The following is a 12,000-nucleotide window of genomic DNA, read 5'->3' on the forward strand; positions in this document are numbered from 1 at the left end:
GTTCCCGACAGAGAACGAGGGTACGGCACACCAGTGCGGATCAGCCTCGTCGCTCCTGCTTCTGTTTGTCCTCGACGCAGAGGGTGGCCCGGGGGAACGCCTGCATCCGCGCCTTGCCGATCGGGTTGCCGCAGACCTCGCAGAGCCCGTACGTACCGGCCTCCAGCCGGGCCAGCGCCCGCTCGGTCTGGTCCAGCATCTCCTGGGCGTTGGCGGCGAGCTGCATCTCGTGCTCGCGGGTGATGTTCTTGGTGCCGGTGTCGGCCTCGTCGTCGCCCGCCCCGTCGCCGGAGTCCCGCATCAGCCCGGCCAGCGCCAGACCTGAGGCCTCCAGCTCGTCGCGCAGCCGGGTGCTCTCGCTGGTCAGCTCGGTGCGCGCGGCCGCGACCTCTTCCGGCGTCCAGGGGTCCTCGCCCGGCCGTACGGCCAGCTCCCCCGGTGCCGCGGCGACCCGGGCAGGCGGCACGGGTGCCGTGCTCGCGCCTGCGGTTCGGGTGCCGGCCGCGCTCTTCTTGGCTACCACCGTGTGGGCTCCCGTCTGCTCGGCGGCCTGCGCCGCCCCCGTGGTCTTCGACCCCTCCCCTGCCGGAGTCCCGGCCGGGGTCTTCTTGGCTGCGGCTTTCCCGGCGGACTTGCCGGCGGACTTGCCCGCGGACTTCCCGGCGGACTTCTTCGCGGGCGCCTTCTTCGCCGCGGCCTTCCTGGCGGGCGCCTTGTCGGCCGCCGCCGTCTTCCGTGCGGCTGCCTTCTTCTCCACCATGGCCGCGGCCCCTTCACGCAGTGTGATCTTGCTCGCGAGTCGTGCTGGGACGATAAGTCGACCCCAGCCCCGCGGCAACGGGGCACGCCGCCGCATCGCCCCTCCCCGTGTCCGGATCACCGCGCGCCTGCATCCGTTGTGCCCAGCTCCCCGCCGGGTATTCCGGCTTTCCGCCGGGCGCCGCGACCGGGTACGTCCCGTCTGGCCATTCGGGTCACGCGCGGGCCGCTCGGTAAACGGGTCGGCCGCCGCCCCCGGGGCCCGTACACTGGGGCCAGCGAGAGGCGTGGATGGGACGAGTAGCGTCGTACGCAGCCAGGAGCGACCCGGGGACGGTGGAAGCCCGGGGGCGAGCGCGTCGTGAAGATCACCCGGAGCCGTCGGAAGAAAGCCCGGGACAGGTGGGTCCGCCCACGGTCCCCGGAGCCAGTAGAACCGGCATCGCACCCCAATGAGGGGGCCCGGGGCGCACGCCCGGGGCCAAGGAGGGTGGTACCGCGGGGACCGGCGTCGGTTCTCGTCCCTCCGACGGAAGTGGAAGACGTCCGCCGGAGGAAGCCCGCACATGACATCGCCGCAGTACCGCCAGGTACCCGCCCAGGTCGACCTGCCCGCGCTGGAGCACGCCGTGCTCGACTTCTGGCGCGAGAGCAAGGTCTTCACCAAGAGCCTCGACCAGTCCGCCGGCCGCCCCGAGTGGGTGTTCTACGAAGGCCCGCCGACCGCCAACGGCATGCCGGGTGCCCACCACATCGAGGCCCGCGTCTTCAAGGACGTCTTCCCCCGCTTCCGGACCATGCAGGGCTACCACGTGGGCCGCAAGGCCGGCTGGGACTGCCACGGCCTGCCGGTCGAGCTCGCGGTCGAGAAGGAGCTGGGCTTCAACGGCAAGAAGGACATCGAGGCGTACGGCATCGCCGAGTTCAACGCCAAGTGCCGCGAGTCCGTGACCCGGCACACCGACGCCTTCGCCGAGCTGACGACCCGCATGGGCTACTGGGTCGACCTGGACGACGCGTACCGCACGATGGACCCCGAGTACGTCGAGTCCGTCTGGTGGTCGCTGAAGGAGATCTTCAACAAGGGCCTGCTGGTCCAGGACCACCGCGTCGCCCCCTGGTGCCCGCGCTGCGGCACCGGCCTGTCCGACCACGAGCTGGCGCAGGGCTACGAGACGGTCGTCGACCCCTCGGTCTTCGTGCGCTTCCCGCTGACGAGCGGCCCGCTGGCCGGCGAGGCGGCGCTCCTGGTCTGGACGACGACCCCGTGGACCCTGGTCTCCAACACCGCCGTCGCCGCGCACCCGGACGTCACCTACGTCGTCGCGACGAACGGCGAGGAGAAGCTCGTCGTCGCCCGGCCGCTGGTCGAGAAGGCGCTCGGCGAGGGCTGGGAGCTCACCGGCCGGACCTTCACGGGCCGCGAGATGGAGCGCTGGACCTACGAGCGCCCGTTCGCCCTCGTCGACTTCCCGAGCGCAGGCGAGGGAAGCGATGGGCACAGCCCGGCCGAGGCGCACTTCATCGTCAACGCCGAGTACGTGACGACCGAGGACGGTACGGGTCTGGTCCACCAGTCCCCCGCCTTCGGCGCCGACGACCTCCAGGTCTGCAAGGCGTACGGACTGCCGGTGGTGAACCCGGTCCGCCCCGACGGCACCTTCGAGGAGGACGTGCCGCTGGTCGGCGGGGTCTTCTTCAAGAAGGCCGACGAGGCACTGACCGAGGACCTCAAGGACCGCGGCCTGCTCTTCCGCCACGTCCCGTACGAGCACAGCTACCCGCACTGCTGGCGCTGCCACACCGCGCTGCTGTACTACGCGCAGCCGTCCTGGTACATCCGCACCACGGCGGTCAAGGAGCGGCTGCTCCAGGAGAACGAGAAGACCAACTGGTTCCCCGACTCGGTCAAGCACGGCCGGTTCGGCGACTGGCTGACCAACAACGTCGACTGGGCGCTGTCCCGCAACCGCTACTGGGGCACCCCGCTGCCGATCTGGCGCTGCGAGGACGGCCACCTCACCTGCGTGGGCTCGCGCGCCGAGCTGAGCGAGCTGAGCGGCACCGACCTCTCCGGCCTGGACCCGCACCGGCCGTTCATCGACGAGATCACGTTCACCTGCTCGCACGAGAGCTGCCAGCTGGAGGCGTACCGCGTCCCCGAGGTCATCGACGCCTGGTACGACTCGGGCTCGATGCCGTTCGCGCAGTGGGGCTACCCGTACAAGAACAAGGAGGTCTTCGAGAGCCGCTACCCGGCGCAGTTCATCTCGGAGGCCATCGACCAGACGCGCGGCTGGTTCTACACGCTGATGGCGGTCGGCACGCTGGTCTTCGACAAGTCGTCCTACGAGAACGTGGTCTGCCTGGGCCACATCCTCGCCGAGGACGGCCGGAAGATGTCCAAGCACCTGGGCAACATCCTCCAGCCGATCCCGCTCATGGACCAGCACGGCGCCGACGCGGTCCGCTGGTTCATGGCGGCCGGCGGCTCCCCCTGGGCGGCGCGCCGCGTCGGCCACGGCACGATCCAGGAGGTCGTCCGCAAGACCCTCCTCACGTACTGGAACACGGTCGCCTTCCAGGCGCTGTACGCCCGTACGTCGAACTGGGCCCCCTCGGCCGCCGACCCGGCCCCGGCCGACCGCACGGTCCTGGACCGCTGGCTCCTCAGCGAGCTGAACGCGCTGGTGGACCAGGTCACTCAGGCGCTGGAGGGCTACGACACCCAGCGCGCCGGCAAGCTGCTGTCCGCGTTCGTCGACGACCTGTCCAACTGGTACGTGCGCCGCTCCCGCCGCCGCTTCTGGCAGGGCGACAAGGCGGCGCTGCGCACGCTCCACGAGGTCGTCGAGACGGTGACGCGGCTGATGGCCCCGCTGACCCCGTTCATCACCGAGCGGGTCTGGCAGGACCTGGTCGTGCCGGTCGCCCCGGACGCCCCGGAGTCGGTCCACCTGTCCTCCTGGCCGAAGGCGGACCTGTCGGCGATCGACCCCGCGCTCTCCACGCAGATGGCGCTGGTGCGCCGCCTGGTGGAGCTGGGCCGGGCCACGCGTGCCGAGTCGGGCGTCAAGACCCGCCAGCCGCTCTCCCGCGCGCTGGTCGCGGCCTCGGGCTTCGAGCGCCTCTCCCCGGAGCTGCACGCCCAGATCACGGAGGAGCTGAACGTCTCCTCGCTGGCCTCCCTGTCCGAGGTGGGCGGCTCGCTGGTCGACACCACGGCCAAGGCGAACTTCCGGGCGCTGGGCAAGCGCTTCGGCAAGGGCGTCCAGGCGGTGGCCAAGGCCGTGGCGAACGCGGACGCGGCGGCGCTGTCGCTGGCCCTGCGCGAGGGCACGGCGACGGTCGAGGTCGACGGCGAGCGGATCACCCTCGCCCCGGACGAGGTCATCATCACGGAGACCCCGCGCGAGGGCTGGTCGGTCGCCTCCGACTCCGGCGCCACGGTCGCCCTGGACCTGGAGATCACCCCGGAGCTGCGCCGGGCGGGCCTGGCCCGTGACGCGATCCGCCTGATCCAGGAGGCCCGCAAGAACAGCGGCCTGGACGTCGCGGACCGCATCGCCGTCCGCTGGACCTCCGCCTCCCCCGCGACGACGGAGGCCCTGACCGAGCACGCGGCGCTGATCGCGGACGAGGTCCTGGCCGTGGACTACGCACAGGGCGGCGCGGACGACACGTACGGCACGCCGTTCGAGGACGAGCCCCTGTCCCTGACGTTCCGCCTACGCAAGGCGTAGCCGTAACCCGAGGGGGCCCGGCCGGAGAACGCTCCGGCCGGGCCCTTTGCTGTTCCCCTACCCGCCCCTTCCCGAACCGGGGCCCCCGGGCCCCCGCTCCTCAATCGCCGGAGGGGCTGAAGAACCAGCCTCGCCGGCGTTTGAGGCGCGGGGTCTGGGGCGGAGCCCCAGTTTCGGGAAGGGGCGGGTAGGGGAACAAGCCCCGCGCAGCGGCCACGCAAAAGGGCCGGGCCCCGGGGAAACCCCGGGGCCCGGCCCTCAGCCTGCCGACGGCTACGCGCTCGACGAGCGCGCCCCGCTCAGTTGTCGTCCTCGTCGATCAGAAAGCCCCGCATCGGCGACGGCGCCTGCTGCTGCATCGGCTGCGGCGCCTGCGGCCGCACCGGCGCCATCGGCTGCGTCATCGCCGGGGACATCTGCTGCTGGCCACCGTAGGACGGGCCACCGCCCATGGACGGGTTGCCGCCCATCGGCTGGCTGCCGTGGCCGCCGTGGTTGCCGCCCATCGTGTGTCCCATGGCACCGGCACCGGCCGGAGCCAGCGAGGGCGACGGCGGCAGCGAAGCGGCCGCCGGGGTCCGCGGCGGGGCCAGCGAGTCGTCGGCCTGGGTCTCCAGCTGACGCAGCTGGCTCTCCAGGTAGGACTTCAGACGGGTCCGGTACTCGCGCTCGAAGCCCCGCAGGTCCTCGACCTTGCGCTCCAGCGTCGCGCGGGCCGACTCCAGCGAGCCCATCGCCACGCGGTGCTTCTCCTGCGCGTCCCGCTCCAGCGCGTCCGCCTTGGCGCGGGCGTCCCGCTCCAGGCCCTCGGCGCGGCTGCGGGCCTCGCCGACGATCTTGTTGGCCTCGGAACGGGCCTCCGCGATCGCCTGGTCGGCGGTCTGCTGGGCGAGGGACAGGACACGGGCGGCGCTGTCGCCACCAGGGCCCTGCTGCTGCTGCATCTGCGGCGGCTGCTGCTGCTGCATCTGCTGCTGCTGAGGGTTGTGACCTCCCATGGGGCCGCCCATCGGTCCGCCCATGGGACCACCCTGCATCGGGCCGGGGCCGTGGGGGCCCTGCGGACCGGGGCCGTGCGGACCCTGGGGGCCGTGGCCGCTGGGACCGGCCGGCAGCTGCGGAGCACCACCGGGCAGCTGGGGGGGACCCATCTGCGGGGGCTGCTGCTGAACCGGCGGGCCCGATATGGCGGCGGGCACCGGGGCCCCCGGCCGGTCCTGCTGCTCGGGCGGCTTGCGCATGCCCTGCTGCTGGTTCTGCGCGGCGGCACGCGTGGCGGCGGCCAGCTTCGCGCGCAGGTCCTCGTTCTCACGGAGCAGGCGGGTCAGCTCCGACTCGACCTCGTCGAGGAAGGCATCGACCTCGTCCTCGTCGTAGCCCTCTCGGAGGCGGACCGTCGTGAACTGCTTGTTCCGCACGTCCTCGGGAGTCAGCGGCATCTCTTCTTCACCTCTACGTAGTCGTCGGCAGTCGGCAAGACCGTATCGCTCACAGCCTGGTCACGATGCTGATCAGGATGGAAACGATGATCATCAGAACGAAGAAGGACAGGTCGAGTGCCACGCCCCCGAGACGCAGCGGCGGGATGAACCGCCGCAGGAGCTTGAGCGGTGGATCGGTGACCGTGTAAGTGGTCTCCAGGACCACCACCATCGGCTTGCCCGGCTGCCATGAACGTGCGAACTGGAAGACGTAGTCCATGACGAGCCGGAAGATCAGCACGATGAGGAAACACATCAACGCGATGTAGACAACACTTTGTGCGACGCCCATCCTCGCGCTTCCCTCTCCCCTGGCTCTCGTAGCTCCGGCCTCGCGGCCGGGTTGTTCCCGGTGTCGTGTTCTCAGCTCTGGTTGAAGAATCCGCCCTCTGCGATGCGGGCCTTGTCCTCCGCCGTGACATCGACGTTAGCAGGCGACAACAGGAACACCTTCTGTGTCACGCGCTCAATGCTGCCATGGAGACCGAAGACGAGTCCCGCGGCAAAGTCGACAAGTCGCTTTGCGTCCGTATCGTCCATCTCCGTGAGATTCATGATCACGGGGGTGCCCTCACGGAAGTGTTCCCCGATGGTACGGGCCTCGTTGTACGTCCTGGGGTGCAGCGTGGTGATCCGGTAGGGCTCCCGCTCGGACACGACCTTGGGCATGATCACCGGTGCGTTCTTCTCCATGTTCGGGCGTTCAGGTGTGATGGATGCCACGGGTGCGATCCGGGCGGGTCGCTCGCGCTCCGCCGGGATCTGGACCGGCTCCCGCTGGGCCGGCGGCTGCACCGCCCGGACCGGTTCGTCGCGCTCCACCTGATGTGCGGGCTGGTGCCGGCGCCGGTCGCGCTCGGGCTCCGGCTCGGGTTCGAATTCGTCGTCGGGGTCGAACCCCGGGCCGTCGTACCCATCGTCCTCCACGAGGCCGAGGTAGACCGCCATCTTGCGCATCGCGCCGGCCATGCTCTGAGTCCTCCGCTCTGTGGTGGATCGGCATCTGTTCACCAAGTGCCCGCGATCCACTCCGGCCTGTACCGCCATGGGCGGTAATGACCATATTTTCTGCTGTGGTCCGACTTGCTTGGCGACGTTACCCGAGCCCGGGGCGGACTCCGAGTACCGCAGTACCGACGCGCACATGTGTCGCTCCGGCCGCGATGGCGTCCTCCAGGTCCGCACTCATCCCTGCGGAGACCATGTTCGCAGCCGGATGGTTCCCGCGCAGCCGGGATGAGAATTCCATCAGCCGGTCGAACGCGGCCCGTTGCCGTCCGGCGTACGGCCCGGCGAGCGGCGCGACGGTCATCAGACCGTCCAGCCGCAGGCCCGGCGCCGCCGCGACCGCGTCGGCCAACTCCTCGATCCCGTCGGGTGCGACGCCACCGCGGGCCCCGCGCTCGCCGCTCTCCGCGTCGAGCGCGACCTGGATGAGGCAGCCGAGTTCGCGACCGCCGCGGCCGGCCGCGGCCGAGAGGGCGGTCACCAGCTTCGTACGGTCCACCGACTGCACAACATCGGCATAACTCGCCACAGAACGGACCTTGTTGGTCTGCAATTGACCGACAAAGTGCCAAGAGAGCGACAGATCCGTACAGGCGGCGGCTTTGGGAGCGGCGTCCTGGTCGCGGTTCTCCGCGACCTGACGCACACCGAGTCCGTGCAGAATCCGCACATCACTCGCGGGATAGGTCTTGGTGACCACGATGAGGGTCACCTCTTCCCGCGCGCGGCCGGCCGCGGCGCAGGCGGAAACGATCCGTTCCTCCACCCGCGCCAGATTCGCTGCGAGTTGTTCCTTGCGTTCCGTCATGCCCTATCAGTCCAGCCAGACATATCCGGCGAGCCGCCCGGTGGTGCGGTCGCGTCGATACGAGAAGTGGTCGCCCGATTCGAGGGTGCAGAAGGGCGACTTGTGCCGGTCGGTGACGCCGAGCTCCGCCAGCTGGGCGTGGACTCCGGCGGTGACGTCCACCGCCGGAGTGCCCCAGCCGGTCTCGGACCGGGAGCCCGGCACGCGCGCGGCGACCTCGTCCCGCATCGCGGCCGGCACCTCGTAGCACCGCCCGCAGACGGCGGGCCCGGTACGGGCGGTGATCCGGGAGACCTCCGCGCCGAGCCGGACCATGGCCCCGACCGCGGCCGGCACGACTCCGGCGACCAGCCCCGGCCGTCCCGCGTGCGCCGCCGCGACGACACCGGCGACGGGGTCGGCGAGCAGGACGGGGGTGCAGTCGGCGGTGAGAACGGCGAGCGGGAGCCCGCGCCGCGCGGTCACCACCGCGTCCACGGCGGGGATCTCCCGCGTGTCGCCCCAGGGTTCGTCGACCACGGCCACATCGCGGCCGTGGACCTGGTTCATCCAGACGACCCGCGCCGGATCGAGCCCCCGGGCGCGCGCGGCCCGCTCCCGGTTGGCGAGAACGGCGGCGGGGTCGTCGCCGACCGCGCCGCCGAGGTTGAGCTCCGCGTACGGAGCGGCGCTCACCCCGCCCCACCTGTCGGTGAAGGAGAAGTGAGCGCCGCCCCGCGAAAAGACAGAAACCTTCGAGCTCACTGCGTCATGCGGACCTATCACTTCAAGAAGTCCGGTACGTCCAGCTCTTCGGCCTGGGAGTCCTGGTAGGGACGGGCCGGCGGGACGTGCGGCGGCGCGACGACCGGCGGCAGGTGCGTCTCGTGGGCGACCGGCGCCGGCTCCGACTGGACCGGCGGCTCCTCGCGCGGGGGCACGGAGCCCAGTCCGCCCGACTGGCGCACGGGCTCGGCGGCCCGGACCGGCGTCGGGGCCGGCTCCTCGCGCTTGGCGCTGTTCGCCCCGAGGACGTTCTCCCGCCGGGCCGGCGGCTGCCCGCCGTCGAAGCCCGCCGCGATGACGGTGACCCGCACCTCGTCGCCCAGCGCGTCGTCGATGACCGCGCCGAAGATGATGTTCGCCTCGGGGTGCGCCGCCTCGCTCACCAGCTGGGCGGCCTCGTTGATCTCGAAGAGACCGAGGTCGCTGCCGCCGGAGATGGAGAGCAGGACACCGCGGGCGCCGTCGATGGACGCCTCCAGGAGCGGCGAGGAGATCGCCATCTCCGCGGCGGCCACCGCGCGGTCGTCGCCGCGGGCCGAGCCGATGCCCATGAGCGCCGATCCGGCCTCGGACATGACCGACTTGACGTCGGCGAAGTCGAGGTTGATCAGACCCGGGGTGGTGATGAGGTCGGTGATGCCCTGGACACCCGAGAGCAGCACCTGGTCGGCCGACTTGAACGCGTCGAGCACGCTGACCTGGCGGTCCGAGATGGACAGCAGACGGTCGTTGGGAATGACGATGAGGGTGTCGACCTCTTCGCGGAGTTCGGCGATGCCGTCCTCCGCCTGGTTCGCGCGACGCCGGCCCTCGAAGGTGAACGGGCGGGTGACCACACCGATCGTCAGGGCGCCGAGCGAGCGCGCGATGTTCGCGACGACGGGTGCGCCACCGGTACCGGTGCCGCCGCCTTCGCCTGCGGTGACGAAGACCATGTCGGCCCCCTTGAGGACCTCCTCGATCTCCTCACGGTGGTCCTCTGCCGCCTTACGACCGACGGCCGGGTTCGCCCCGGCGCCGAGGCCGCGGGTGAGTTCGCGGCCGACGTCGAGCTTGACGTCGGCGTCGCTCATCAACAGGGCTTGCGCATCCGTGTTGATCGCGATGAACTCGACGCCCTTGAGACCGACCTCGATCATTCGGTTGATGGCATTGACACCACCGCCGCCGACACCGATGACCTTGATGACTGCGAGGTAGTTCTGCGGTGCTGCCACGTCGAAGGCCTCTCGCCTCGAGTTACGTGTCGTCGCTTCGCGGTGATCCCGCCGCGACGACGGATGCCGATTGGGACGGTCCGAACGCCGACCCAAACCCTAACGCTGAAGTTTAGGGTTACCAGTGTGTCTGCTTCATGGACTCTTCCGAACAGGACACTAAGTCGACAAGTGGCGCCCGTTCAACGAACACGCCGAACCTCCCGTTTTTCTTTTCACCCTATGTGATCACCCGTAGCGCTGACCAACCAGGGTGCTGGCCAGGCCAAATGTGCGTCAACTACCCGACACCGCGGGAGCGGTGGGTGCACTCACGTCGAAGTGTCCCGCTTTGGGGGCGGCTTTCATGAGAGCGGTGAGGACTTTCGCCTTCACCGCGCCCTGTTCACCACTTCCCCAGTTCACCGTGCGGTCCCCGGTGAGCTCCAGGGAGATGGCGTCGTACGAGGCGACCCGTACGACCCGGGTGTCCTCCGCGACGCCGCCCGGGAGGTCGCCCGCGACCCGGACCGCTTCCCGCACCAGCCGGTCGGCCCCGAAACGGCGCAGACTCGCTGACCGGCCGGTGGCCGTTTCCAGCAGAGGCACGTGCCCGGGAGCCTTGTCCACCGTGGCGAAACGCACGCCTTCGGCGTCCACTTCAATGAACTTTGCGCCCTTTTTCACCAACAGGACCGGCTTTCGCTCGGTCACTTTAAGTCCGATGCCGTGCGGCCATGACCGTACGACATCCACCGAGTCGATACGAGGCAACTTCTGGCGCAACCTTTTCTCGATCGCGCCGGTGTCCACGGATACGAGCGGGGTGCCCATCGGCACCCGCGCCGCGTTCTCCACCTCGGCCGGCGTCAGCACCCGCACCCCGGTGATCCTGACCTGTTCGACCCGGAGCCAGGAGGAGCCGTAGAGCGCCCAGACGGCGCCCGAGCCGAGCAGGAGGACGGCCGCGGCGATCAGGATCAGCAGCCTGCGCCGGGGAATGCGGGACCCCTCCGGGCGTGGGCCCGGCGGCCGGTCCCGGGCGCCCTCCTGCTTCCCTGCACCACGCTGGGCGGTCGTCGGTCCGGCCACGCTCGCTCCTTATGCCGGGTCCGGGGGCCTGCGCCCCCGGACCCGCCCGCCTCACGCGTTACGACGTGCGGCAATCGCCTCGTACACCATGCCGACCAGCAGATCGTCGGCGTCCCGGCGCCCGAACTCCGCGGCGGCGCGGGACATTTCATACAACCTGTGCGGATCGGACAGCACCGGAAGGACGGTTCCCTGCACCCACTCGGGGGTGAGCACCGCGTCGTCCACCAGCAGGCCGCCGCCGGCGTTGACCACCGGCTGGGCGTTCAGCCGCTGCTCGCCGTTGCCGATGGGCAACGGGACGTAGGCGGCGGGCAGCCCGACGGCGGAGAGTTCGGCGACGGTCATCGCGCCCGCGCGGCAGAGCATCATGTCGGCCGCGGCGTACGCGAGGTCCATCCGGTCCACGTACGGTACCGGGATGTAGGGGGGCATCCCGGGCATGTTGTCCACGCGCGGCAATTCGTTCTTGGGGCCGACCACGTGCAGGATCTGGATGCCGGAGCGCTGGAGCAGCGGAGCGACCCGCTGGACCACCTCGTTGAGGTGGCGGGCGCCCTGCGAGCCGCCGGAGACCAGCAGCGTCGGCAGGTTGGGGTCGAGGCCGAACGCGGCACGCGCCTCGGGGCGCATCCGGGCCCGGTCGAGGGTGGCGATGGTGCGGCGCAGCGGGATGCCGATGTAGCGGGCGCCGCGCAGCTTGCTGTCGGGCGTGGAGACGGCGACGCCGTGCGCGTACCGCGACCCGATCTTGTTGGCCAGCCCCGGGCGGGCGTTGGCCTCGTGGACCACGATCGGGACGCCGGCGCGTTTGGCGGCCAGGTAGCCGGGCAGGGCGACGTAACCGCCGAAGCCGACCACGCAGTCGGCCCTGGTGCGTTCGAGAATCTGCTCGGCCGCCTTGATGGTGCCGCGCAGCCGGCCCGGGACGGTGATGAGCTCGGGGGTCGGCTTGCGCGGCAGCGGTACGGCCGGGATCAGGGCGAGTTCGTACCCCCGCTCGGGTACGAGCCTGGTCTCAAGTCCCCGCTCCGTGCCGAGTGCGGTGATCCCCACGCTCGGGTCCTGCCTGCGCAGGGCGTCCGCGAGGGCAAGCGCGGGCTCGATGTGGCCGGCGGTCCCCCCGCCGGCGAGTACGACATGCACCG

10 protein-coding genes are annotated in these 12,000 nt (G+C 70.8%); 1 reads left to right on the forward strand and 9 read right to left on the reverse strand.

Features of this window, described 5'->3' with window-relative positions; all coding sequences use genetic code 11:
- Nucleotides 1-40: 40 nt before the first annotated feature.
- Nucleotides 41-760: a TraR/DksA family transcriptional regulator gene (locus P8A18_RS07505; protein ID WP_306052895.1), complete on the reverse strand. Its 720-nt coding sequence runs from the start codon at nucleotides 758-760 to the stop codon at nucleotides 41-43.
- 565 nt (nucleotides 761-1,325) lie between these two features.
- Between P8A18_RS07505 and ileS the strand changes: the two genes are divergently transcribed.
- Nucleotides 1,326-4,502, forward strand: a complete 3,177-nt coding sequence (gene ileS, locus P8A18_RS07510) for an isoleucine--tRNA ligase (RefSeq protein WP_306052897.1) — start codon at nucleotides 1,326-1,328, stop codon at nucleotides 4,500-4,502.
- A 299-nt stretch (nucleotides 4,503-4,801) separates the two neighbouring features.
- Here the strand turns inward: ileS and P8A18_RS07515 are convergent, their stop codons facing one another.
- From P8A18_RS07515 to murG, 8 genes are all read right to left on the reverse strand, one after another.
- Entirely contained in the window at nucleotides 4,802-5,941 is a 1,140-nt protein-coding gene (locus tag P8A18_RS07515) for a DivIVA domain-containing protein (protein ID WP_306052899.1), read from the reverse strand.
- Nucleotides 5,942-5,990: 49 nt separating this feature from the next.
- Nucleotides 5,991-6,275 (reverse strand): YggT family protein, encoded by a 285-nt coding sequence (locus P8A18_RS07520; RefSeq protein WP_018518688.1) that lies wholly within the window; start codon nucleotides 6,273-6,275, stop codon nucleotides 5,991-5,993.
- Nucleotides 6,276-6,346: 71 nt separating this feature from the next.
- Complete coding sequence (locus P8A18_RS07525) at nucleotides 6,347-6,952, reverse strand: cell division protein SepF (RefSeq protein WP_306052904.1); 606 nt, start codon at nucleotides 6,950-6,952, stop codon at nucleotides 6,347-6,349.
- Between the two features lie 127 nt (nucleotides 6,953-7,079).
- Nucleotides 7,080-7,799 carry a YggS family pyridoxal phosphate-dependent enzyme gene (locus P8A18_RS07530; protein ID WP_018555532.1) on the reverse strand — a complete coding sequence of 240 codons (720 nt, stop codon included), beginning with the start codon at nucleotides 7,797-7,799 and terminating at the stop codon, nucleotides 7,080-7,082.
- Between the two features lie 6 nt (nucleotides 7,800-7,805).
- Nucleotides 7,806-8,564, reverse strand: coding sequence for a peptidoglycan editing factor PgeF (gene pgeF / locus P8A18_RS07535; RefSeq protein ID WP_371933646.1), 759 nt, complete (start codon nucleotides 8,562-8,564; stop codon nucleotides 7,806-7,808).
- The gene (gene ftsZ / locus P8A18_RS07540; RefSeq protein ID WP_306052909.1) at nucleotides 8,561-9,781 is read right to left on the reverse strand and encodes a cell division protein FtsZ; all 1,221 of its coding nucleotides are present in this window, start codon (nucleotides 9,779-9,781) and stop codon (nucleotides 8,561-8,563) included. Before ftsZ ends, pgeF begins: the two co-directional genes overlap by 4 nt.
- 276 nt (nucleotides 9,782-10,057) lie before the next feature.
- Nucleotides 10,058-10,852, reverse strand: a complete 795-nt coding sequence (locus P8A18_RS07545) for a cell division protein FtsQ/DivIB (RefSeq protein ID WP_306052911.1) — start codon at nucleotides 10,850-10,852, stop codon at nucleotides 10,058-10,060.
- 51 nt (nucleotides 10,853-10,903) lie between these two features.
- Entirely contained in the window at nucleotides 10,904-11,998 is a 1,095-nt protein-coding gene (murG, locus tag P8A18_RS07550; protein WP_306052913.1) for an undecaprenyldiphospho-muramoylpentapeptide beta-N-acetylglucosaminyltransferase, read from the reverse strand.
- Nucleotides 11,999-12,000: the final 2 nt, after the last annotated feature.

Source organism: Streptomyces sp. Mut1 (genome assembly GCF_030719295.1).
Classification (GTDB): Bacteria; Actinomycetota; Actinomycetes; order Streptomycetales; family Streptomycetaceae; genus Streptomyces; species Streptomyces castrisilvae.